Source organism: Streptomyces sp. NPDC028331, assembly GCF_055565775.1.
Genome location: NZ_JBVHTR010000006.1, coordinates 1 through 23,431 on the forward strand (window position 1 = coordinate 1; position 23,431 = coordinate 23,431).

At 72.6% G+C, this 23,431-nt stretch carries 19 protein-coding genes; 11 read left to right on the forward strand and 8 right to left on the reverse strand.

Annotation, left to right across the window (positions count from 1 at the left end; genetic code table 11):
- Positions 1-179: 179 nt before the first annotated feature.
- Complete coding sequence (locus ACZ4SW_RS09955) at positions 180-368, reverse strand: hypothetical protein (protein ID WP_468240361.1); 189 nt, start codon at positions 366-368, stop codon at positions 180-182.
- 157 nt (positions 369-525) lie between these two features.
- Between ACZ4SW_RS09955 and ACZ4SW_RS09960 the strand changes: the two genes are divergently transcribed.
- The 4 genes from ACZ4SW_RS09960 (at position 526) to ACZ4SW_RS09975 (ending at position 5,359) form a co-directional block, all read left to right on the forward strand.
- The gene (locus ACZ4SW_RS09960; protein ID WP_468240363.1) at positions 526-2,055 is read left to right on the forward strand and encodes an SDR family oxidoreductase; all 1,530 of its coding nucleotides are present in this window, start codon (positions 526-528) and stop codon (positions 2,053-2,055) included.
- 56 nt (positions 2,056-2,111) lie between these two features.
- The gene (locus tag ACZ4SW_RS09965) at positions 2,112-3,488 is read left to right on the forward strand and encodes a cryptochrome/photolyase family protein (RefSeq protein WP_468240366.1); all 1,377 of its coding nucleotides are present in this window, start codon (positions 2,112-2,114) and stop codon (positions 3,486-3,488) included.
- A 115-nt stretch (positions 3,489-3,603) separates the two neighbouring features.
- The gene (locus tag ACZ4SW_RS09970) at positions 3,604-4,824 is read left to right on the forward strand and encodes a phosphotransferase family protein (RefSeq protein ID WP_468240369.1); all 1,221 of its coding nucleotides are present in this window, start codon (positions 3,604-3,606) and stop codon (positions 4,822-4,824) included.
- A gap of 4 nt (positions 4,825-4,828) precedes the next feature.
- A complete protein-coding gene (locus ACZ4SW_RS09975) occupies positions 4,829-5,359 on the forward strand; it encodes an AAA family ATPase (RefSeq protein WP_468240371.1) in 531 nt (176 codons plus the stop codon).
- A gap of 75 nt (positions 5,360-5,434) precedes the next feature.
- On the opposite strand, the gene ACZ4SW_RS09980 is transcribed toward ACZ4SW_RS09975, so the two are convergent.
- Complete coding sequence (locus tag ACZ4SW_RS09980) at positions 5,435-6,883, reverse strand: APC family permease (protein ID WP_468240374.1); 1,449 nt, start codon at positions 6,881-6,883, stop codon at positions 5,435-5,437.
- A gap of 201 nt (positions 6,884-7,084) precedes the next feature.
- On the opposite strand from ACZ4SW_RS09980, the gene ACZ4SW_RS09985 reads away from it, so the two are divergent.
- Positions 7,085-8,269 (forward strand): ROK family transcriptional regulator, encoded by a 1,185-nt coding sequence (locus ACZ4SW_RS09985; RefSeq protein ID WP_468240376.1) that lies wholly within the window; start codon positions 7,085-7,087, stop codon positions 8,267-8,269.
- Positions 8,270-8,358: 89 nt separating this feature from the next.
- Here the strand turns inward: ACZ4SW_RS09985 and ACZ4SW_RS09990 are convergent, their stop codons facing one another.
- Positions 8,359-9,822 carry a hydrolase gene (locus tag ACZ4SW_RS09990; RefSeq protein WP_468240379.1) on the reverse strand — a complete coding sequence of 488 codons (1,464 nt, stop codon included), beginning with the start codon at positions 9,820-9,822 and terminating at the stop codon, positions 8,359-8,361.
- Positions 9,823-10,102: 280 nt separating this feature from the next.
- On the opposite strand from ACZ4SW_RS09990, the gene ACZ4SW_RS09995 reads away from it, so the two are divergent.
- On the forward strand, positions 10,103-10,369 hold the full coding sequence (locus tag ACZ4SW_RS09995) for a GlsB/YeaQ/YmgE family stress response membrane protein (protein ID WP_468240381.1): 267 nt from the start codon (positions 10,103-10,105) through the stop codon (positions 10,367-10,369).
- A gap of 209 nt (positions 10,370-10,578) precedes the next feature.
- Here the strand turns inward: ACZ4SW_RS09995 and ACZ4SW_RS10000 are convergent, their stop codons facing one another.
- Positions 10,579-11,355 (reverse strand): GNAT family N-acetyltransferase, encoded by a 777-nt coding sequence (locus ACZ4SW_RS10000; protein ID WP_468240384.1) that lies wholly within the window; start codon positions 11,353-11,355, stop codon positions 10,579-10,581.
- A 215-nt stretch (positions 11,356-11,570) separates the two neighbouring features.
- Entirely contained in the window at positions 11,571-12,425 is an 855-nt protein-coding gene (locus ACZ4SW_RS10005) for a GNAT family N-acetyltransferase (protein ID WP_468240386.1), read from the reverse strand.
- A 175-nt stretch (positions 12,426-12,600) separates the two neighbouring features.
- Between ACZ4SW_RS10005 and ACZ4SW_RS10010 the strand changes: the two genes are divergently transcribed.
- Complete coding sequence (locus ACZ4SW_RS10010; protein WP_468240389.1) at positions 12,601-13,134, forward strand: GNAT family N-acetyltransferase; 534 nt, start codon at positions 12,601-12,603, stop codon at positions 13,132-13,134.
- A gap of 68 nt (positions 13,135-13,202) precedes the next feature.
- Here ACZ4SW_RS10010 and ACZ4SW_RS10015 read toward each other — a convergent pair whose 3' ends face one another.
- Positions 13,203-13,847, reverse strand: a complete 645-nt coding sequence (locus tag ACZ4SW_RS10015) for a chaplin (RefSeq protein WP_468240391.1) — start codon at positions 13,845-13,847, stop codon at positions 13,203-13,205.
- Positions 13,848-14,159: 312 nt separating this feature from the next.
- Positions 14,160-16,001 (reverse strand): asparagine synthase (glutamine-hydrolyzing), encoded by a 1,842-nt coding sequence (asnB, locus tag ACZ4SW_RS10020; RefSeq protein ID WP_468240393.1) that lies wholly within the window; start codon positions 15,999-16,001, stop codon positions 14,160-14,162.
- Positions 16,002-16,397: 396 nt separating this feature from the next.
- Between asnB and ACZ4SW_RS10025 the strand changes: the two genes are divergently transcribed.
- The 3 genes from ACZ4SW_RS10025 to ACZ4SW_RS10035 all read left to right on the forward strand — a co-directional run bounded on the left by ACZ4SW_RS10025 (position 16,398) and on the right by ACZ4SW_RS10035 (position 20,283).
- Entirely contained in the window at positions 16,398-17,495 is a 1,098-nt protein-coding gene (locus ACZ4SW_RS10025; protein ID WP_468240396.1) for a baeRF3 domain-containing protein, read from the forward strand.
- A gap of 86 nt (positions 17,496-17,581) precedes the next feature.
- Complete coding sequence (locus ACZ4SW_RS10030; RefSeq protein ID WP_468240398.1) at positions 17,582-18,607, forward strand: Gfo/Idh/MocA family protein; 1,026 nt, start codon at positions 17,582-17,584, stop codon at positions 18,605-18,607.
- A gap of 278 nt (positions 18,608-18,885) precedes the next feature.
- Positions 18,886-20,283 (forward strand): PP2C family protein-serine/threonine phosphatase, encoded by a 1,398-nt coding sequence (locus ACZ4SW_RS10035; protein ID WP_468240400.1) that lies wholly within the window; start codon positions 18,886-18,888, stop codon positions 20,281-20,283.
- A gap of 72 nt (positions 20,284-20,355) precedes the next feature.
- On the opposite strand, the gene ACZ4SW_RS10040 is transcribed toward ACZ4SW_RS10035, so the two are convergent.
- Positions 20,356-21,855 carry a DNA-binding protein NsdB gene (locus ACZ4SW_RS10040; protein ID WP_468240403.1) on the reverse strand — a complete coding sequence of 500 codons (1,500 nt, stop codon included), beginning with the start codon at positions 21,853-21,855 and terminating at the stop codon, positions 20,356-20,358.
- A 232-nt stretch (positions 21,856-22,087) separates the two neighbouring features.
- Here ACZ4SW_RS10040 and ACZ4SW_RS10045 point away from each other — a divergent pair, with 232 nt between their 5' ends.
- Positions 22,088-23,227: an aminoglycoside phosphotransferase family protein gene (locus ACZ4SW_RS10045; RefSeq protein ID WP_468240405.1), complete on the forward strand. Its 1,140-nt coding sequence runs from the start codon at positions 22,088-22,090 to the stop codon at positions 23,225-23,227.
- Positions 23,228-23,431 lie beyond the last annotated feature (204 nt).

The window sequence follows — 23,431 nt, forward strand, 5'->3', positions numbered from 1 at the left end:
GAGCAAGTAACTCCCACTCGTGATCGGTGAGTTCATGGCGGCGTATCACACCCACCATGATCTACCACGAGGTGATCTTTGAAGACGGACCCTAGTGCCGCGGCAGGCCGGGAATCGGCCCACACCGCCGGTGCTGGGGGGCGGTGGGCGTGCGTCGGCACGCCCACACCCCGTCCCTCTCAGTCGTCGTCGCGGGCCGGGACAACCACGAGGAACGCGTCCGACGTCAGGTCCATGACCACTTTGGCGGGCTCACCCTCGGCACGGCGCTCCGCCGCGTACTCCTCCGCCGGCCACGATCCGCGTGGAGCACCCGCAGGGAACCGCTCCAGCACCTTCGCGCCCATGGGGGTCGACACCTCCAGCATCGATCATCGACTCGAACCGACAACTTCCTGCACATCGCCTGCCCGCAGAGGGCGTCGATATGTCTCTCTCGCGGAAAACATCCCTTCGCCGCATCCGAAAGCACTCGTTCCGTGGAAGTGATCACCGGGAGGACGTCGACGCGAGGGAACGAGGCTGATGAACGGAGGCCGTGCCGGACCGGGGCTGCGCTGCCTGGTGACCGGCGCCACGGGATACATCGGCGGCCGGCTCGTCCCGGAACTGCTGGCCGCGGGACACCGGGTGCGCTGCCTCGCCCGTTCCCCGGAGAAAGTGCGCGGCCACCCGTGGGCGGCCGAGGTCGAGGTGGTGGCCGGAGACGTCACCCGGGCCGGGTCCGTCGCCGACGCGCTGCGCGGCATGGACGTCGCGTACTACCTGGTGCACGCACTGGGCACGGGCCGCGGTTTCGAGGAGACGGACCGCACGGCCGCGCGGATCTTCGGGGAGCGGGCCCGTGCCGCGGGTGTGCGGCGCATCGTCTATCTGGGCGGTCTCACCCCGGCGGACGTGCCCGAGCGTGACCTGTCCCCGCATCTGCGGTCACGTGCCGAGGTCGGCCGCATCCTGCTGGACTCCGGCGTCCCGACCACGGTACTGCGGGCCGCCGTCATCATCGGCTCGGGCTCGGCCTCCTTCGAGATGCTGCGCTATCTCACCGAGCGCCTGCCCGTCATGGTCACCCCGCGCTGGGTTCGCACCCGGATCCAGCCGATCGCCGTGCGGGACGTCCTGCGGTACCTGGTCGGCAGCGCGACGATGCCGCACGACACCAGCCGCGCCTTCGACATCGGCGGGCCGGACGTGCTGACGTACCGGGACATGATGGTCAGGTACGCGGCTGTCGCAGGCCTGCCGCGCCGGGTCGTCGTCTCCGTCCCGGTCCTCACCCCGCGCCTGTCGAGTCTCTGGATCGGACTGGTGACTCCCGTTCCCCCGTCGATCGCACGGCCGCTCACCGAGTCGCTGCGCCATGAGGTCGTCTGCCGCGACCGCGACATCGACCGGTACGTCCCCGCCCCCGCGTCGGGTCCGATCGGTTTCGACGAGGCGGTCCGGCTGGCCCTGCGGCGCGTGCGCGACGCCCAGGTCGCCACCCGCTGGTCGTCCGCCTCACCGCCCGGCGCGCCCAGCGACCCGCTGCCGACCGACCCCGACTGGGCGGGTGGCAGCCTCTACACGGACCGGCGTGAACTCCTCGTCAACGCCTCACGGGAGGCCCTGTGGCGAGTCGTCGAGGGCATCGGCGGCGAGAACGGGTGGTATTCCTTCCCTCTGGCCTGGGCGGCACGGGGCCGGCTCGACCGGCTGGTCGGAGGCGTCGGGCTGCGCCGTGGACGACGCGACCCGCAGCGGCTGCGGGTCGGGGACTCGCTGGACTTCTGGCGGGTGGAGGAGATCGAACCCGGGCACCTGCTGCGCCTGCGGGCCGAGATGCGGCTGCCGGGCCTCGCCTGGCTGGAGCTTCACGTCGAACAGGACGAGCAGGGGCGGACCCGGTATCGCCAGCGGGCCCTGTTCCATCCGCGCGGGCTGCTCGGTCACGCCTACTGGTGGGGCGTCTCCCCCTTCCACGCCGTCGTGTTCGGGGGCATGGCCCGCAACATCGCACGGGCCGCCGCCAGGGCGCCGCGCACCGGCCCGACGGAGTCCAAGCCCTCCCCGTGATGTCGCGCCGGCCCGGACGGACCGCGGCCAGCCCTGTCTGCCCCGGAGTTCACGTCATGCACGTCTCGGTCGTCCTGTTCACCTCCGACCTCCGTCTGCACGACCACCCGCCGCTGCGGGCCGCCCTGGCACGCCCGGGCCGGGTGGTGCCGCTCTTCGTGCGCGACCGGGCGGTGCTGGCCGCCGGTTTCGCCGTGCCCAACCGGCTGGCGTTCCTCGCCGACTGCCTGCACGACCTCGACGCGGGTCTGCGCGCCCGGGGCGGGCGTCTCGTCGTCCGGTCCGGGGACGTGGTCGACGAGGTGTGCCGGGTGGTCACCGGGACCGGCGCGGCCGAGGTGCACCTGGCGGCGGACGTCAGCGCCTACGCGCAGCGGCGCGAGGAGCGGCTGCGGCGGGAGCTGGAGGCCCAGGGGTGCCGACTGCGGGTGCACGACACGGTGAACGCGGTCGTGCCGCCGGGCACGGTGACTCCGACCGCCTCCGACCACTTCGCCGTCTTCACGCCCTACTTCCGGCAGTGGTCCGGGCAGCGGCTGCGCGAGACGTTGGGCGCGCCGCGTGCCGTGCGGGTGCCGGACACCGCCGGATCGGAGGAACTCCCCGCACGCCGAGGTCGGGCGGCGGTCTCGGAAGGGCTGCCCGCCGGTGGTGAGACGGAGGGCAGGAAGCGGCTCACGGCGTGGCTGCGCGGCGGCCTCGCCGCTTACGGGGACCGCCAGGACGACCTGGCGGCCGACGCCACCTCCCGGCTGTCACCCCATCTGCACTTCGGCACCCTCTCCCCCGTCGAGGTCGTCCACCGGGCGCGGCGGGCGGGCGGCCCGGGTGCCGAGGCCTTCGTACGGCAGTTGGCCTGGCGGGACTTCCACCGCCAGGTGCTCGCCGCGCGGCCGGACGCGGCCACCGCCGACTACCGCACGCGGGGAGACCGCTGGCGGTCCGAGCGTGCGGCGCGCGCGGACGTCGAGGCGTGGCGGGAGGGCCGTACGGGCTGTCCGGTGGTCGACGCGGCGATGCGGCAACTGCGGCACGAGGGGTGGATGCCGGGCCGGGCGCGGCTGCTGGCCGCGAGCTTCCTCACCAAGACCCTGTACGTGGACTGGCGCGTCGGGGCCCGCCACTTCCTGCAACTGCTGGTCGACGGCGACATCGCCAGCAACCAGCTCAACTGGCAGTGGATGGCCGGAACGGGCACCGACACCCGGCCCAACCGGGTTCTGAACCCCGTCCTTCAGGCCAGGCGGCACGACCCCGACGGGGTGTACGTACGCCGCTGGGTGCCCGAACTCGCCGGGCTCGACGGACCCGCGGTGCACGAGCCGTGGCGACTGCGGGGCCCGGAACGGGCCGCGTGCGACACCTACCCGGATCCGATCGTCGACCTGTCGGAGGGCCTGACCCGCTTCAGACGGGCCCGCGGCCTGGACTGAAATCCCCATACCGCCCGAGGCTCCGCTGATCGAGGGGCGTTCACCGCAGTGTGCCCCCCTTGCGGCGGCGCGAAATTCGTTCGCCCGGCGGTGCCGCGGGTCGCACACTGGCCCGATGAGGCGAACCGTCAGTGCGTGGGTGACGTCCGGCGAGGAGGTCCTCGGCGTCACGGGACCGTTTCCCGTGGACGTTCCGTGGTGGTCGGAGGTCGGGCAGGTCGTCGGGCGGCTGGAGCAGTTGCTCCGGGTCCCGGTGTTGGTGCTGCGGCTGCTGACGGTGGACGGCGGTGAGGGCGGACGGGACGGCCATGCCACGTACCACGTGGAGGCGTGCGAGCGCCCGGCGCCCGGACTGCTCGATCAACGGCGCCCGCCCGACGGCCTGTTGACGGGGGACGAGACGCTGCGCATGCCGTGGGCGCGTGTCGACGGCCTGCGGGAACTGCTCGACTGGGGCATCCGCACGCTCAAGGCGGCGGGACGCCCCGTCACCGGCCGCGTCGAGCAGCGGCGGACCTGGAACCTGGCGGGACTGTTCCGGCTGCCCACCGCGTCCGGGCCCGTCTGGCTCAAGGCGACGCCGCACTTCGCCGCCGACGAGGCGGCCGTCGCCGGCGCGTTCGCGCGGGTGGACGCGGCGCTGGTGCCGGCGGTCGTCGGCCGCGGCGAGCGGCGGATGCTGACGGAGCACGTGCCCGGCGAGGACTGCTGGGGCGCGTCCGCCGATACGGTGACGGCGGTGATGGAGGCGTTCGTGGCGGCCCAGGCCGTACTCGCGCGCAGCCGCCCCGCCGCGCTGCGGGACGGCCGTACGCCGGTGCTCGCGGGCCGGGTGGAGGCACTACTCGACGGGCCGGCCGGGGCGGAGCTGGACCGCCGGGAGAGGGAGGCCGTACGGGAGTCGGTGCCCCGCTGGCGGGAGTTGGAGGACTGCGGTCTGCCCGACACGGTGGTGCACGGCGACTTCCATCCGGGCAACTGGCGCAGCGACGGCGGTCGTCCGGTCGTGCTGGACTTCGCGGACGCCTACTGGGGCAACCCGGTGGTGGACGGCCTGCGCGCGATCGGCTTCCTCCCCGAGGCGGTCCGGCCGACGGCGGCCCGGGCCTGGGCCTCGGCCTGGGCGAGGCACGCGCCGGCAAGCGCCCCGGCCCGGGCCCTCCGTCTCGCCGAGCCGCTCGCCCACCTCCTGAACGCCGTCCGCTACCAGGAGTTCCTCGACGGCATCGAGGCGTCGGAGCGGCCGTACCACGAGGGTGATCCGGTGGCGGAGATCCGGAGGGCGGCAAGAGCGCTGCGACGTCCGAGCGCGTTCCTCACGGCAGCCGGGAGCTGACACGATGGACCATGCGGAAGTGCTGCTCATCGGGGGACGCGCCGGTGTCGGCAAGACGACGGTGGGCTGGGAGGTCTCGGCACGGCTGCGGGCCGCCGGGGTCGCGCACGCGGTGATCGACGGCGACTTCATGGGGCAGGTGCACCCGGCGCCCGAGGGGGACCCCCACCTCGCCGGGATCACCGAACGCAACCTCACCGCCGTGTGGGGCAACTACGCGTCCCTCGGCTACCGGCGGCTCGTCTACACGAACACGCTCAGCGTGCTCGACGAGTCCGCGGGCATGTTCCGGCGGGCGATGGGCGCGGACGCCCGGCTCGTTCGCGTGCTGCTGACCGCGGACGACGACACGATCGCCCAGCGGCTGAGGGGCCGTGAACTGGGGTCCGAGCTCGAGCGGGAGCTGCGCACCAGTGCGTACAAGGCGCGGTTGCTGGATGTGCGCGCGCCGGTCGGCACCGTGCGGGTGGCGACCGACGGGCGTGACGTCATCGACATCGCGAAGGACGTACTGGCCGCCACCGGGTGGGCATGACCCCGCCGTCGGGCGAGTGCGGCGGGCCGGGGGCTGCCGCCGCCTGGGCGGTCGTCTCGCCGCCCCGTCGCGCCCTCAGGTGCCCGCCGGCGCGGCCTCCTCCCTCCTGACGTACTCCTCGCTGATCTCCTTCGGGCCGAACGGCCAGACCTTCTCCAGACGGGACCACACCAGGAACGCCACGCAGCCGAGCCCCAGCCAGGCCAGGGACCACTCGATGGGGTGGCGGCCCGGGGAGTTCTTGTCCGCGTAGCCGTAGATCACCAACCAGCCGACGAGGGCGACGACGCTCGGCACCGGGTACAGCCACATCCGGTAGGGCCGGGGCAGCGCCGGCTGCCGCCTGCGCAGCACCGTGACGGCCACGATCTGTGCGAGCGCCTGGACGAGCACCATCACCGTGGTCAGGAGCTGGATCAGGGTCGACAGGTCCGTGTGACGGCCGATCAGGAAGCCGACCGCCGTGATCACGCCCATGGTGGCCAGACCCAGCGTCGGGAAGCGGTGCCTGGCGTGCAGCCGGGCGTACGGGCGGAAGAAGACCCGGTCGCGGGCCGCGTCGAAGGGGACCCGGGAGCCGCCCAGGAGGCCGGTGAAGACCGAGGCGAAGGCCGTGATGAGGATGAGGACCGTCACCGTGTCCGCCGCGCCCTTGCCCCAGGTCTTCTCCAGCACCGCGGAGGCCACCGAGGTGGACGCGATGTCGTGCGGGTCGGTCATGCGGTGCCAGTCGACGACGCCCAGCGTGCCGATCTGCAGCAGCAGGTAGATCGCCATGATGCCGAGGATGGAGAAGATGATCGACCGCGGCAGCGCACGACCCGGGTCCTTGATCTCGGCACCCATGTACGCCGTCGTGTTGTAGCCGAGGTAGTCGTAGATCCCGATGGTCAGGCCCGCGGCGAAGCCCAGCCAGAAGTGGCCGCTCGTCACGTCGAAGGCGTGCGCCGGGTAGGTGAACGCCAGGTGCGGACTGAAGTCTGAGGCCGCGGCGACGATGACCAGCAGCACGGATGCGATCATCACCGTCCACATCACCGCCGTGATCCGGGCGATGTTCTCGATGCCCCGCCACAGCAGGACGACGACGAGCGCGATGACGCCGAGACCGACGAGGTCACCGGCGGACCGGCTCAGGTGCGGGGCCAGATAACCCAGGTACTGCACGAAGCCGACCACGCCCGTGGACATGATCAGCGGGATGAAGAGCATGGCCGTCCACACGAACAGGAACGGCATCAGCCGCCCGGTGCGGTACTGGAAGGCCTGGCGCAGATAGACGTAACTGCCGCCGGAGCCGGGCATGGCCGCGCCCAGCTCGGCCCACACCAGCCCGTCGGCGAGCGCCAGCAGCGCGCCCGCGACGAACCCGACGACCGCCTGGGGGCCGCCGAACGCGGCGACCATCAGCGGGATCGTGACGAACGGCCCGATGCCGCACATCTGACTCATGTTGATGGCGGTGGCCTGGAACAGGCCGACGCGGCGGACGAAACCGCCGACGGGAGGCGGGCTACCGGACATGGGGACTCCTGAAGCAGGACGCGGGGAGAGGGATGTACGGGCCGTGGGCCGGCGTCACGACGGCCGACGGATCAAGGGCGGCGGGTATCCGGCCGGCGCAGGGCTCCCCTCGGCTCGCCCGGCGAGGCTGACTGGGCGATATAGTTAAGTAACCTTACTAGGTGCGTCAAGGGTCCGTCCGGCATGCGTGAGAATGGTGCGATGCCCGCCAGCGACGCCGCAGAGCAGCCCGACCAGCCCTGGAACCGCCGACGGCTGCGCAGCACCAACGAGCGGTTGCTCCTGGACCGGCTGCGCGCGGCGGGCAGCGCCTCGCGCGCCCAACTCGCCCGGGACACGGGCCTGTCGAAGCCGACGGTCTCCAGCGCGCTCGCGGCCCTGGAGGAGGCCGGTCTGGTCCGTGAGGCGGGCACGCACACTCCGGAGCGCGGCCGGATGGCGGTGCTGTACGCGCCGGATCCGTCCGCCGGGTACGCGCTCGGCATCGACATCGGCCGCGGCTGGCTGCGGGTCGCGCTCGCCGACCTCGACGGCGAGGTGGTGGCCCGTGCCGATGTGCGCAACCGGGCCCGCACCTCGGGGGCCATGGCCGAGCTGGTCGTCGCCACCGCCCGGGAGGTGATCGACTCCTCGGGCGCGGGCCACGACGAGGTGGCGCACGCGGTCGTGGGCACGCCCGGCGTGTACGACGAGGAGCGGCGCCGGGTGCGGTACGCGATGCACCTGCCGGGCTGGGGACGGGCCGGACTCTTCGACCGGATGCGCGAGGAGCTGGGCCTGCCGCTGGAGGTGCACAACGACGCCAACCTGGCCGCGCTCGGCGAGTACACCTACGGCGTCGGCGCGGGCAGCCGCCTGTTCGCGTACATCCTCATCGGGACCGGGCTCGGCATGGGGGTCGTCAGCGAGGGCCGGCTGTTCACGGGCGCGCACGGCGGGGCCGGGGAGATCGGATTCCTGCCGTGGCCGGGACGGCAGAAGCTCCAGACGCTGGAGGACGCGGTGTCGGGCGTGGCCGTCGTGGAGTCCGCGCGGTCGCTGGGCATGACGGGGCAGCTCACGGCGAAGGCGGTGTTCGACGCGGCCCGGCAGGGACACCCGGCAGCGGCCGAGGCCGTGCGGCTGGAGGGTGAGCGGATCGCCCACACCGTCGCCGCGGCCGCCGCGGTGCTCGACCCCGACCTGGTGGTGCTCGGCGGCGGGGTGGGCCACAGCGTGGACCTGCTGCTGCGTCCCGTACGGGAAACGCTGCGCACCCTCACCCCGCTGCGCCCGAAGATCGCGCCGAGCCGGCTGGGCGAGGACGCGGTGCTGCTCGGCGCGTTGGCGACGGCGCTCGGTACGGCCCGAGACGTGGTGTACGAGCGCAGGTCCGCCACCTCCTGACCCACTCGCGGCGGCGGGCGGCGCCCCGCCGCAGTGGCCGGCGTGGTGCGAGGGGGGGTGGGTCCTCGGCAGGACCCACCCCGTGCAGCTCAGCTCACGTTGAGCGCCGTGTCGTCGAGGACGAACGACGTCTGCAGGCTGGAGCCCTCGGTGCCGGTGAACTTGAGGGTGACGGTCTGTCCGGCGTAGCCCGACAGGTCGAAGCTGCGCTGGGTGTAGCCGCTGCCGGCGTTGAGGTTGGAGTACGTCGCCAGGGTGCTCAGAACGGTTCCGGAACTGTTCAGGAGCTGGACCTTGAGCGTGTCGTACGCCGTGCTCGTGGTGGTCTCCGCCGTGTCGATGTGCAGGTAGAAGCTCAATGCGGCGGAGGTGCAGGCGGACGGGACGGTCACCGTCTGGGAGAGGGTGTCGGTGTGCGCGGAGCCGTAGCCGTCCAGCCAGGCGTCGTACGAGCCCGTACGCGGCGGCTCGCTGCCGGAGTTGGAGATGACGCCGCTGCTGGCGCTCCAGGTGGTGTTCCCGGACTCGAAGCCGTTGTTGCCGAGGAGCTGGGCGGCGGTGCAGGAGGTCGAGCCGCCGCCTCCCCCGGTTCCGCCGCCGCTGCTGCCGCTCGCTCCGGAGAGCCATTCGGTGGCGTTGAGGGCCAGGGCCGCGTTGGTGGCGCCGGAGTCGTTCCAGCCGTCGTACAGCGTGTTGCCGGACTGGCCGGTGCCGTCGTCGATGGGCGAACTGTCACCCCAGAAGGCGACACGGCCACTGCCGAAGGTGCTGGTCAGGAAGAAGGCGCCGGTGTTGCCCGAGTAGCCGCTGCGGTACAGCAGGCCCTTGACGGAGGAGTTGTCGGAGGGCTTGAGCGTGGCGGTGGTGCCGTTGGCGATGAGGCTCTTGGTGACGGTGCCGAAGGAGCCGTGCAGGACCGGGTCGGTGCTGTCGCTGATCGCGGCGGGGTAGCCGGAGGTGATGTTCAGCGAGTCGATCGAGAAGCCGAACGGGTCGGTGGAGTCGACGCTGTTGTTGGTCATCAGGTCGTTCAGGATCTCGACCGCGTCGTAGCCGTCGTTGTTGCGGTCGGCGCCGGTGTGGTCGGAGATCATGAAGAGTCCGCCGCCGTTTTTGACGAAGTTCATGATCGCCGTTTTCTCGGCGCCGGTGAAGAGGGTGTTCGGCTCGGGCAGGACCAGGGTGTCGAAGTTCTTCAGGTCCAGCGAGGAGGAGCCGCCGTAGCTGAGGCCGGAGCCCGACGGCAGGGTCTTGAGGCTGTAATTTCCGGTCTTCTGGAGGGCGACGCCCCAGGAGGAGAGGGCTCCGGTCCAGTCCGTCTCGGCCGACGGGGAGGCGTCCTGGCCGAGCGGGTCCGGCTGGCTGGTGGAGATGATCCAGTCGGCGTTGCCGGCGGTCTCGGCATGCGCGTTGTCGAACAGGACGCGGTGCGGGGTGGCCGCGTGGGCATCGGTCGCCGCCGTGGTGACCTGGACGGCGGTGCCCGTGGCGAGCAGGCCGCACACGGTGAGGACCGTGGCGAGTCTGCGGCGGGGCCTGGTGAGTCCGAGCATCCGGCTGACCTCCATGGGGAGTTGGGGAGAGGAGCGGTGCGGGTGCCAGTCTGCGCGCGTAGACGTCCGTCGCGGGTCTGCGCGCGTAGAGTTCCTTCCTACGCCACCCGTGCGACGGACTGTTGAACGGTACATGGCATAACGGGAGCCGGCCATGAGAACGCCCTCCCGGCAGGCCGAGGATTGACCCTCCGTTGACCCGAGGTTGGAACGCACAGGACTGCCGCCACGCAGAGCGGGCACATGTCGTACGACAGCAGCTTCACAAAGAGGGGCGGAGATGGAGATCTCGGGCATCATCAGTGCCATCGTCATCGGGCTCATCATCGGCGTCCTGGGGCGGCTCGTCGTCCCCGGCCGCCAGCACATCGGCATCCTGTGGACGATCGTCGTCGGCATCGTGGCGGCACTGATCGGCGCGGCGATCGCCAACGCGTTCGGCGTCTCCGACACCAAGGGCGTCGACTGGATCGAATGGCTCATCCAGATCGGTCTCGCCGCGGTGGGTGTCGCCGCGCTGGACCGGGCCAAGACGGCCCACCACTGAACCCGTCGCCGAACGGTCCGTCCCGGGGTGCGGGCCCTGGGATCCGTTCCCGATGCGACCCGACGGGACCGGCCGGGCAGTACGTCACGCCCGGCCGGCCCCTCGCGTGTGCGATCACCATCGGCTCGGGGGCGTCGGCACGCGCAGACGGCGTCGGTGACGGTGGCGCTCGGCCCGGACCGAGGGGCCTGGGAGCGGCCCGGCGCCGGCTACAGCTCGTACACGTAGGGCGTCGTCGTGCTCAGGGGCGCGAAGCCGAGGCGGTGCAGGATGGGGCGGCTCTGGTCGGAGGCGTCGACCTGGAGGTAGCGGTAGCCGCGGTCCGCCGCGATGCGCGCGCGGTGGGCGACGAGGGCGCGGTAGATGCCGCGGCCCCGCCAGCCCTCGACGGTGCCGCCGCCCCACAGGCCCGCGAACCGTGTCCCGGGCACCAGTTCCATACGGGCCGCGCTGACGGGCACGTCCCCGGCCAGGGCGACGACGGCGACCACCGTGCCCGGGTCGGCCTCGAGCCGGGCGAGCAGTTGGTGCCGCAGGCGTGACCCATTGGTGCCGAACGCCTTCTCGTGCACGTCGGTCAGGAGGTCGACGCCCGCCGCGTCCGTGACGGCGAGCAGGCGTACGCCCTCGGGAGGCTCGGCGGTGAGCTCCAGATCCGCCAGGTGGGCGACCATGAGGGTCTCCTCCTGCTCGGGGGTGAACCCGGCGGCCCGAAGCCGCTCTCCCAGGTCCAGGGGCCGGTCGTGGCCGTACAGCTTCCACTCGAAGGAGCGGCCGAGACCGGTGAAGTACGCGATCTGCCCGGCGATCGCCGCGTCCGCGGTGGTCTCGTCGAGGCCCGACCAGACGACACCGTTCCAGTCGTGCGGCGAACCGATCTGGCGCACCACCGCCGCGTCGCGATCGATGCGGACGCCGGGGCCGTCCGGGCGCGCCCCCTCCCGCACGTCCCGGTCGTACAGGGCCAGTACGGCAGCATGGTCCATGGCTCACTCCAGCGTCCGGGGCATGTGCCGGAACCGTAGTACACCGTGACCACGGGGGCGTTGACCCGGGGCTGGATCGAGGGCGGCCACGGACGGGCCACCCTGCCGGTGAGCGAGGTCGCGCCCGGTGTGGTGGTCGAGGGGCCCGCCCCGGCGCCGACGGACGAGGGGCGCGCGCTGCACCACGGCTTTCACCGTGCGCGCGGCGGGCAAAGCTAACCGAGTTCGAGGGTCGTCACCCCGTACACGCGTTCCTGGGCGAAGGGTCTGACCGGGCCGGTGTACATGCGTGCCGTCTCGAACGACGGGGTGAGGCCGGAGCGTTCGGCGAGGGCGACGGCCGCCGTGTTCGGCTCGGGGACGTCGACGGCGATCTCCCGGCCCGCGGCTTCGGAGGTCAGCGCGGCGAAGAGGGCGTCGGCGTCCTCGGGGCCGTCGGCGAACAGGGGGCCGATGCGCAGTGCGTCGCGGGCGGGCCGGATCACCGCGTAGCCGGTGAGGCCGGCGTCGCCGGTGCGGACGAAGACCCGGTGGCCGGGGGTGGTGAGCCAGTGCTCCAGGAAGCCGGGGCGGTCGGCGGGCCAGCAGGCGCTGTCGTACGCCGCGATGGCGTCGAAGTCGGTCTTCTCGGCCGGGCGGACCCCGGGCGCGGGTTCCCCGGCGGGGGCGGCTCCCGTGAACCGTACGGTGCGGTGGGCCGGCCGGAAGCCGGAGCGGCGGTAGTTGTCCTGCTGGGCGACCACGCCGTCGAGGCCGATCGTACGGTCGCCGGCGTGGGCCAGCCCCGTTTTCCAGGTGGCCAGTCCCAGGCCGCGTCCGCGCAGGTCCGGGCGGACCAGGTAGCAGCCCAGGAAGGCGTAGTCGGCGCCGTAGGTGACGACCGAGATCGCCGAGACCGGCTCGCCTGCGATCCGGCCGATGAAGAAGCCCTCGGGATCCTGGGCGAAGAAGGCGGGGCCGTCGGACAGACCGGGGTTCCAGCCCTCGTCCGCGGCCCAGCCGCTGATCACCGGCCAGTCGTCGAGCGTGGCCCGGGTGACGACCAGGCCGTCGGGACCGACAGGGCTCATCGTCGCGCTCCCTTCCATGGGGGTCGGGCGGGGCGGGGTCATCGGCCGCGCCGCGAGCATCCTTCCCGATGCCGGGCGGTGCGCGCCACCGCGGTCCCGGCCGTCCCCTTCGCCGCCGATTCGCCTTCGCCCGGCCCATGTTGAGGGAAACCGGGACACCGTAGGGTGGCGAAGCGTGACCATCGAACATGTGACTTTGCGCCCCGTGGCGCAGGACGACCTGCCCGTCCTGGAGCGCTTTCTGACGGAGCCGGAAGCAGCCGCGCCGTACCAGTGGTTCGGGTGGTGGGACCCCGGGCGGTGGCGGCGTGAGTGGGCGGAGAACGGTCTGCTCGACGACGAGCGGGGCACCCTCATGGTGGTGCGGGACGACGAGCGGCTGGGCCTCGTCGGCTTCCGCAAGGTCTGGCCGACCAGGGCCGCTTTCTACTGGAGCACGGGCATCCTCCTGGTGCCGGAGGCACGCGGCAAGGGCGTGGGCACCGAGGCTCAGCGGCAACTGGTCCGCTACCTCTTCGCGCACACCGTCGCCGAGCGTGTCGAGGCGGACACCGATACCGAGAACATCGCGGAGCAACGTGCCCTGGAGAAGGCCGGGTTCACCCGGGAGGGCGTCCACCGCAGCGTCGTGTTCCGTGACGGACGGTGGCGTGACAGCGTGCGGTACGCCGTTCTGCGGGGCGACCCGGCCGTAGCCGGCCCGCGCTGACGGCGACGGCGCCCAAGGCCCCGCCGCCGGCCGGCGCGGCGGGGCGTTCCGCGATGCGATCGGGACGGCTAGCGGGTCGCCGACGACCGAAAGCGGCGGTACAGCAGCGTTCCGCCGACCAGCAGGGCCCCGCTTCCCGCGAGCGCGGGCAGGGTCGCGTCCGCGCCCGTGTGGGCGAGGGTGGCCGCGGACTCCCGGGCGAGGCGCTGCGTCCGTACGGGCGCGTGCGCCCTCGGTGGTGCGGCGGGCCGGGGAGCGGGGCGGGCCGTGCTCGAGGTGTTGGTGGAGGTGTTGCCCACCGATGCGTTGCCGGCCCCGGCCACGCCGACCGAGTTGCCGGCGACGTTGACGGGGAGGTCGACCGGGAGTTGCAGGCCGTTGCCCGCGAGCACACCCGAGGAACCCTTTCCGCCGGCGTGCGCGCCGGCACCGCCTCGCGACACCGCTCCCCGCCCGGCGCCGGCCGGGCCCGAGCCCCGGTTGACGCACACGTTGCCCGCCACCGGGTTCAGCAGCCCCAGGACGTCCGCGGTGTTGCCGCACACGTTGACCGGCACGTGCACCGGGACCTGGAGGGTGTTGCCGGAGATCAGCCCGGGCGAACCCGCCGCGGTACCGTCCGCCGCGGAGTCCGCGTGCGCCGGCAGCGCCACGGCCATCGCCCCCGAGGCGGCGGCCACGGCGATCAAACCATTCCGGGTAACCCGTTTCATAGGTTCCCTGCCTTCCAGACATGGTCGCGAGCACTCGCCCGCATCCCGTAAAACGCAGACGAACCATCCGAGTTATGGCTTATCTGTCTTTCACCCCATCGAGTGGCCCGGTTGGCGAACCGGCGAGAAGGCCTCGCCGGACGGCGCCAGGCAGGGCACGTCCGCCCGTTCCGCCTGGCCGGAGGCGCGCCCGGAAGGGCCCGACCGTGGAGACCGCACGGCGCCCCGGCTCCTCGGCGGCGGGCCTCGCCAACAGGGGCGAGGGGCACACCGGTTACGGGAAGCCCCGGGTGCGTGCACGAGAAGGCCGCCTCAGGTGAGGGACACCTCCGGGCTGTAGAGATCCAGCCAGAGGGCCAGGTCCAGGGCCCGTTCCAGGCCGCGGCGCGAGGCCTGGGTGATCTGCGGGGTGTCGCGGTGGGCGGCCCTGCGCAGCCCGTCGCGGTCGACGAGCTCGAAGACGGGGTGGGAGGGGCGGGCGAGGAGGTCCTTCGCGTGCTCCTGGAGGGCGACGGCGTACTTGGGGTCCTGGGTGGAGGGGTAGGGGCTCTTGACCCTGTCGTACACGGACTTCGGGATCAGGTCCGCGGTCGCCTCCCGCAGCAGGCTCTTCTCGCGTCCGTCGAACGACTTCAGCGCCCAGGGCGTGTTGTAGACGTACTCGACGAGCCGGTGGTCGCAGAACGGCACCCGCACCTCCAGGCCCACCGCCATGCTCGTACGGTCCTTGCGGTCGAGCAGGACCCGTACGAAGCGGGTCAGGTGGAGGTGGCAGATCTGCCGCATCCGGTACTCGAAGTCGCTCTCGCCGTCCAGGCGCACGATGTCCGCGACGGCGGTGCGGTAGCCGTCGGCGATGTACGCCGGAAGGTCGAGGGCCTCGGTGAGGTCGGAACGGAGGACGTCGGCGTCCTCGCCCCAGTTCCGGCTGTGGCGGACCAGCCAGGGGAAGGTGGCGGCGCGTCGGGCCTCCTCGTCGAAGAACTGCTGGTAGCCGCCGAACACCTCGTCGGCGGACTCCCCGGACAGCGCGACGGTGGAGTGCTCGCGGATCGCCTGGAACAGCAGGTAGAGCGAGGCGTCCATGTCGCCGAAGCTCATCGGCAGGTCGCGGGCGCGGATGACCTTGGCGCGCACGTCGAGGTCGGCGAGGGCCTGGGCGTCGAGCACGATGTCCTGGTGGTCGGTGGCGCAGGCACGGGCCACGTCGTGCACGAACGGCGCGTCGGGCGTGGCACGCAGTTCGTCCGCGACGAAGTGGTCGGCCTGTCCGGCGAAGTCCACGGCGAAGCTGCGGACCTTCTCGCCGTGCAGGGCCAGTTGCCGGGCGGCGAGCGCGGTCATGGCGGAGGAGTCCAGGCCGCCCGACAGCAGGGTGCAGCGCGGCACGTCGGCGACGAGCTGGCGGCGCACGATGTCCTCGAGCAGGGAGCGGACGGTGGCGATGGTGGTGTCGCGGTCGTCGGTGTGCGGCCGGGTCTGAAGCCGCCAGTAGACGCGTCGGTGTGTGCCCCGCCGGTCCACGGTGACGACGGTGCCGGGCTCCACCTCGCGCATGCCGTCCCAGATGGCGTGCCCCGGCGTCTTGACCAGGGCGAGCAGCTCCCGCAGCCCGTCCAGGCGGACCCGGGCGGGGGCCAGGGGGTTGGCGAGGATCGCCTTGGGTTCGGATCCGAAGAGGACGCCGTCGGGGGTCGGGCGGTAGTAGAAGGGCTTGATGCCCATGCGGTCGCGGACCATCACGAGTTCGCCGCGGCGGCCGTCCCACAGGGCGAAGGCGTACATGCCGTTGAGGCGCTCGGCGAGCCCGTCGCCCCATTCCAGGTAGGCGCGCAGCACGACCTCGGTGTCGGAGTCGGTGGTGAAGCGGTGGCCCAGGGCGGTCAGTTCGCGGCGCAGCTCGGTGTAGTTGTAGGTCTCCCCCGAGTAGACGAGTGCGACGGTGCCGTCCGGCGTCTCGGCGGTCATCGGCTGGCGTCCGCCGGGCAGGTCGATGATCGCGAGCCTGCGGTGGCCGAGGGCGGCGGGGCCGTCGATCCAGGTGCCGCTGTCGTCGGGGCCACGGCACGCCATGGTCTGCGTCATCGCATCCAATGTCGCGGTCTCGGTCCGCAGATCACGGTCGTAGGAGACCCACCCGGTGATGCCGCACATGTGTTACCTCCCGCGTCCGGTCCGCCGGGAACACCCCGTTCACCTGCCGCTTCGCAAGGACCGGGACCCCTCCCGACAAACAAGTTGTATCCAGCAGCTATATGTCGAGGGTGTGCCACGCCGCGGGAGAGGTCAACGCGTCCGCAACCCGGCCGACCCCCGCGCGCCCTCCGTTTCGGCCGGGCTTTACCTTTCGTGTACACGCCGAACGGGCTCGGTGAGGGCGGGGGCCGCCGGGTCTCGGCCACGGGCAAAGAGTTTCCCAACATCCCGGGTCACCTCAGGGGGCGTCGACTCGCGGACCCGCCTGACCGGCCCCGGTCGAGCGCCCCAGTAACCACTTTGCACTCGGTTGCCCCGAATGCCCGACAGGCGAATCGGTCCTAAGGTGCTGATATGGAGCATGCCCTCAGTCCCATGACTCTCGCGGAACTGCGCCGGCCACGGCCCTACCCCGCGGTGTCGGTGCTGACGCCGACGCACCGCCGCGCGCCCGAGCACGCAGAGGACCGGGTACGGCTGCGCAACGCGTTGGCCGACGCCAAGAAGCAGCTCGAGGCGGACCCCGCGGTCAGCCGGGAGCGCCGCATCGACGTCGCGGACCAGCTCGACCGGGCGCTCGCCGAGGTCGACCTCGGGCACGCCGAGGACGGCCTGGTCATCTTCGCGGCGCCGGGCGAGCACCAGGTGTGGTCGCTGGCGCGCCCGGTGCCCGAGCGTGTGGTGCTCTCCGACACCTTCCTGACCCGCAACCTGGTGGCGGCGCAGGTCGCCGAGCGGCCGTTCTGGGTGCTCACGGTGTCGGCCGACCGGGTGACACTGTGGGACGGCGGCGCAGGTCACGTCGTCGAGGAACGCGCCGGCGGCTTCCCGCTGACCCGGAGCCGCGAGAACTTCGACGCCGAGCGCCAGATGCAGATCGGCGACATGCCGAGCACGTCCCTCGACGAGGGGACCCGTCGCTTCCTGCGCGAGGCCGACACCGCCGTGAGCAAGGTGCTCCGCCGGTATCCGCGCCCCCTGTACGTCGCCGGCGAGCAGGCCGCGCTGTCCGTGCTGGACGAGCTGGGCACCGTCACCAAGGACGCGGTCCACGTCCGGCACGGCGGCCTCTCCCACGGCACCCCCGACGCCGTGTGGCAGGCCGTCCGGCCGGTGATCGCCGCCGAGGAGCGCAGGACCGCCGAGGCCGTCAGCCGGGAGCTGGAGTCGGCGCGCGGCCGCAAGGCGTTCGCCGCCGGTGTCGACGAGGTCTGGCAGAACGCCTCCGACGGGCGCATCCGGCTCCTCGCGGTCGAGGAGAACTACCGCGTCACGGTGCGCGCGGACGGGGGCGACCACCTGGTGCCGGCCGAGAGCGGCGACCTGGACGCCCGCGAGGACATCGTGGACGAGATCGTGGAGCGCTGCCTGGACACCGGTGCCGACGTCCGCTTCCTCCCGGACGGCACCCTGGGCGACGCACAGGGCATCGCCGGGGTGCTCCGCTACTGAGTCCCCGGCTGCCGAGGCTCCTGCCCAGGCCTTCCTCTCCGCCGTCTACTCTGCCGGGGACGGTCTGCGGAGAGGGAGGGCGGCGCATGGGCGATCTGCTGGGGGTGGCGGTACTGGGCGCGGGACACATGGGCGCCGACCACATACGCAGGCTGGACCGCGTGGTGAGCGGAGCGAAGGTGGTGGCCGTGGCGGATCCCGAGACGGACCGCGCCAAGGAGGCCACGGCCGGTGTCGAGGGCGCCGTGGTGCACGCCGAACCGGAGGCCGCGCTGGACACACCCGGCGTCCAGGCCGTGCTGATCGCCTCACCGGGACCCGCCCACGAGGAGGCGCTGCTCGCGGCCTTCGCGCGCGGACTGCCGGTGCTGTGCGAGAAGCCGCTGGTGCCGGACGCCGCCGGGGCGCTGCGCGTGGTGGAGGCGGAGTCCCGGCTCGGCCGGCGCCTCACGCAGGTGGGGTTCATGCGCCGGTACGACGCCGAGTACATGCGGCTCAAGTCGCTGCTGGACAGCGGCCGGCTGGGGCGCGCGCTGATGCTGCACTGCACGCACCGCAACGTCTCCTCACCGCCCGGCTTCACCTCCGCCATGCTGATCAACAGCTCCGTCTCGCACGAGATCGACGCGGCCCGGTGGCTGCTGGGCCAGGAGCCGACCGCGGTGACCGTGCTGCGTCCCCGGCCGTCCGCGAACGCCCCGGACGGCCTGCTGGACCCGCAGTTCGTGCTGTTCGAGACGTCGGGGGGAGCCCTCGTCGACGTGGAGATCTTCGTCAACACCGGCTTCGGTTACCAGGTGCGCTGCGAGGCCGTCTGCGAGGGCGGCAGCGCCCGTATCGGGGACGGGCACACCATGGTCGTCACGACCGCGGGCGGCGCCCGCGAGGAGGTCGCGCAGGACTATCTCGTCCGGTTCGCCGACGCCTACGACCGCGAGGTACAGGCCTGGGTCGACGCCACCCGGCAGGGGCGGGTCACCGGGCCGTCCGCGTGGGACGGCTACGCGGCCTCCGTGGTCGCCGAGGCGGGCGTGCGGGCACAGCGGAGCGGCGCCCGGGAGGCGGTCGCCCTCCCGCCGCGCCCCGAGCTGTACGGGGGCGATGGCCGCTGAGAGCCCGAGCGGACTCGTACATTCGTTCATCGATCGCACTCATGCACGACTGAGCGTCTGCGGCTCGAACGCCAAATGGCGTATAACGCCTACGACTTGACCCGTGCGACGGGCTCGTCAACGGCTCCGACCACGCCCCCCGCAGGCCTTTGGCATATGCCAGAAGCACCACCGTATCGGGTGTTGCCAAATCCCTTACGCCCCGTCGTCGGCTGTGCCACAGTCGTAACGGCCCTTCCGCCGGACCTGGTCGAACCGTCCCCGCATCGGAGCGCGTCATGCCACCCCATCTCTCCGCGGACCGCCCCGCCGCCCCGCCGCCGAGCCGCGGCACGGTCGACGCGCTCATCACGCAGACCCGGCGGCTGCGCGGCGAGGTGGACGCCGTACGACGCGAGGCGCCGGAGGAGGGCACGGACCCCGAGGGCCGGTGGCAGCGCGCACTGTGCGACCTGGCGCTGCACCAACTCGACGACCTCGACGCCCACCTGGCGCAGTTGCGGGACGGTCCGCCCCCCGCACCTACCGAACCCTGCGCCACGCCCCCCGCCGGTTCCCTGCTCAGCCGGGTCGGCAGCGCGGAGTGGAACCTGCTGACCGACGAGGCGAGCTGGTCGGGCGAGCTGTACCAGATCCTCGGCCGCGATCCCTCGTCCCCCGCGCTCACCCTGGACGAACTGCCCTCGCTGGTCCACGACGAGGACCGGCCGCTGCTGACCGCGATGGTGACCGACTGCCTGGTCGACGGCAAGCCCATCGACGGGGAGTTCCGGATCCGGCGCCCCGACGGCGCGGTCCGCACGGTCCACATGATGGGCGAGCCCGTGCTCGACGCCGACGGCAGCACCGCCTCGATGTGGGCCGTGCTGCGGGACGTGAGCGAACTGCGCCGCAGCCAACGGACGGTGCGCGAGACCGGCGACGCGATGCAGCGCCACCGGGCCGGGACCGAGCACCGGCTCGCGGCCGAACTGCAGGAGGCCGTGCTGCCGCCGCGGCGCGGCGCCCTGCGGCTTGCGCGGCAGGGCGCCGGCGCCCTGGACCTGGCCGCCCGCCATCTTCCCGCGTCCACGAGCGCCCCGATCGGCGGTCACTGGTACGACGCCTTCGAACTCCCCGGCGGGGACACGCTCCTCGGCGTCGGCGACCTCACCGGACACGGCATGACGGTGGCCTCCGGCATCGCGACCCTGATCGGCGCCCTGCGCGGCATGGCCATGGCCGGCACCGCGCCCGGCCGCCTGCTGGACTGGCTCAACCAGCTCCTGGACGCCTCGGACCAGCCGGCGCTGGGCAGCGCGGTGTGCTGCCGCTACCGGCCCGCCACACGCACCCTGAGCTGGGCGCAGGCAGGACACCCCGCCCCGCTGCTGTTGCGCGACGGGACGGGGCGCGTGCTGGCCGCACCCGACGGCGTCCTGCTCGGGGCGAGGCCCCAAGCCGCCTACGGGCAGGCCGAGGAGACCCTTCGGAAAGGCGACCTACTGCTCCTGTACACCGACGGACTGGTCCCGCGGCACACGGGCACGGAGGCCGTGCACAGGCTGCTGGACCTGGCTCCGCGTCTCGGCGCAGAGCGCACGGCCCAGGACTGCGTACGGACCGTGCTGGAGGAGCTCGGCGAGAGCGGGCGTGAGGACGACGCGTGCGTGCTCGTCGCCAGGGTGCTCTCCTGACGGTCGGGTCGGATCGGGACGGCTCCGCCCGCCCCTGTTCCCGGCTGTTCCCGACGAGGACGCGCAGCCCTTCTACGCCTGCGCCCGGTTGCCGCCCCTCGGCTTCGACAGGCCCTTCGGCAGCGCCTGTTCGATCTCCTCACGCAGGTCCTGGATCTTCGGATAGCTCGAGTACTGCGCGGTGAGCCGGTACATCTCACGCAGCCGGTCCCAGGTGCGCTGGGAGGAGTTCGCCCCCATCGACGTCAGAGCCAGACGGGCGTACCGGTCGGCCTGTTCGGGGTCGTCGGCGATGAAGCAGGCGGAGGCCATCGAGATGTGATCGAAGATCTTCGACCGGTCCCGGCCCGCTCCGCGCAGTTCCAGCGCCTCCTTGGCATGGTTCTGCGCGATGAGGGCCGCGCCCGGCTCGTGTTCGGCGAGGGTGCGGTAGGCCAGGGCCTGCATGCCGTGCAGATCCGCCTCGTCGAACATCTGCATCCAGCTCGGCGGCGGCACGTCCCCCTTGTCGGAGACGAACAGGTCCTCCGCCTCTCCGAGGGTGCGCCGCATGGCCTGCCCCTTGCCCATCGACGCCTGTGCCCAGGCCTCGATGGTGCAGAGCATGGCCCGGGTGCGCGGCAGCACCTCGTCCCCGGAGCCGGATCTGGCGAGCTGCATCAGGTCCAGCGCGTCGTCGGGCCGGCCGAGGTGCACCATCTGCCGGGCGGCACGGGACAGCGCCTCCCCGGCGCGGGGCCGGTCGCCGCCCTCACGGGCCGCGTGCGCGGCGATGACGAAGTACTTCTGGGCCGTGGGTTCCAGGCCGATGTCGTGCGACATCCAGCCCGCGAGGACGGCGAGGTTGGCGGCGACGCCCCACAGGCGGCGCTGCAGATGGTCGGGGTGGCGGTAGGCGAGCATGCCCCCCACCTCGTTGAGCTGTCCCACGACCGCCTTGCGCTGCAGGCCGCCGCCGCGGGCCGCGTCCCAGGCCCGGAACACCTCCACCGAGCGCTCGAGTTCCTCGACCTCCTGCGACCCGATGGGGGCGGCCTCGTAGCGGTCGAACCCGGCGGGGTCGGCGTGCAGGGGGTCGTCGTAGCGGGGGGCATCGGCCGCCAGGGCCGGATCGGTGCGCAGCCAGTCGTGCATGGCGCTGCTGAGTGCGGATCCTGCGGCGAGCGCGGCGCCCGCGCCCACCAAGCCGCGTCGGTTGAGCATGAGGTCCATTCCCGTGAATTCGGTGAGGACCGCAGCAGTCCGCTCGGGCGCCCACGGGACTCCGTCGGGGTGCTGAGCACTCCCTTCGTCACGCCGTCTCCCCGCGCGCCCGTGCCGGACCAGACCGAGGTCCTCGATGGTCACGACACGGCCGAGTCGCTCGGTGAACAGCGCCGCCAGCACCCGCGGCACCGGATCGCGCGGGATCTCTCCCATGTCGATCCAACGCCGCACCCGTGAGGTGTCGGTCGCCAGCTGGGGGTGGCCCATGGCCGCCGCCTTCCGGTTGACCATCCTCGCGAGTTCGCCCTTGGACCAGCCGGAGAGGCCGAACAGGTCCGCGAGGCGGGTGTTGGGTTGTCCGCTCACATCAAGCCCCCAGGTTCTCGGCTGAGTTGACAGTAGCCCGCTGTCAGTTGCAGCGGGACTATTCGCCAGGGTTCGCCAGGGTGCGCCAGATGGTGTGCCACGGCCCATCGGGTGTCAGGTAGGAACGCGCCACCCCGACCCGGTCGCCGCAGGGACATTCCCCAGGGTGCCGGCGGCGGCCGGGCCGGGCGGGCGCGGAATTCGCAGGCACACGAAGGGATCTGTCTCACCCATGTACGCAGCATCGTCCTCCGTGTCCGCCCCGCCCCGGTCGCTGCGCCCCCGCCCGGGCGTCGGCGGCCCCTATCTCGAGCCCGCGCGACCGGCGGCCCCCGTGCTCGGTGCCGGCAGGACGCGGCGCGTCCCGGGCGTCGGCACCCAGCCGCTCAGCGGGAGAATCGACTTGTCCGGCCCCCAGGGCGCGCAGTTGCGCACGGCGATCGCCTCGGTGCACCGCATCTGCCCGGAGTTCACACCCGTGCAGGTGCTGCGCCGCAGCGGGCGTTCCGTGCTCCTCGTCGGCACCACGGGGCGCAGTACGGCCGTGGCCAAGTGTTTACTCGACCAGTCCCCGATCTGGTCCGAGCGGCTGCGGCACGAGATAGCTGCGTACCGCTCGTTCGTCCGGCACCGCCCCCCGGTGCGGGTGCCCCGGCTGATCGCGGCGGACCCGGACAACTGCACCCTGGTGATCGAGCGGATGCCGGGCCGGGTGGCCGCGCTGCAGCGGCATCCGGTGGAGGCGCCGCCGCGCGCGGACATCCGGGCGGCGCTGGGCGCGATCTGCCGGCTCAATGCCTGGCGTCCGCCGGCGGGCACGTTCGACGCCCCGCTGGACTACGCGGAGCGGATCGCGCGCTTCCACGATCTGGGTCTGCTCACGGACCGGGACCTGGGCGATCTGCAGAAGTTGCTGCACGGCATCGCCCAGTCGGCCGGCCGGCAGGGCATGGGCCAGTTCTGCCACGGCGACGCACTGCTGTCGAACATCCTGCTCTCGCCGGCGGGTCCGGTGCTGCTGGACTGGGAGCACGCGGGCTGGTACCTGCCCGGGTACGACCTGGCGACACTGTGGGCGGTCCTCGGTGACGCCCCGGTGGCCCGGCGGCAGATCAGCCAGATCGCGCAGTCGGCGGGACCGGCGTCGCGCGACGCGTTCCTGGTCAACCTGATGCTCGTCCTGACCCGTGAGATCCGCACGTACGAGACGGCCGTGCAGCGTTCGATGCACGACACGACCCCGGCGGCACCGGGAGTGGCCCACCCGGGCGCTGCGCCGTCCGGCGAGGAGCAGCGGCTGCTGCTGCGGCGGCTGCACGACGACTGCCAGATGGCCCGCCGGGCCGTGCGAGCGGCGGTCGGCACTCGCTGACGGGGACGTGGGCCCGCGGTGCGCTCGCAAGAGTGGCGCACCGCGGGCCTTCGTCGTGTCCGGCCACCAAGGGGTCCGTCCGACGGTCCACCGTTCGGGTCACCGGTCCATACCGGTGACGCCCCGCAGGCCCTGCCACCGCCACCGCGGAACCCCACGGCAACCGCACTGACGTGGCAATTCCTCTATCTGTGGACATGATTG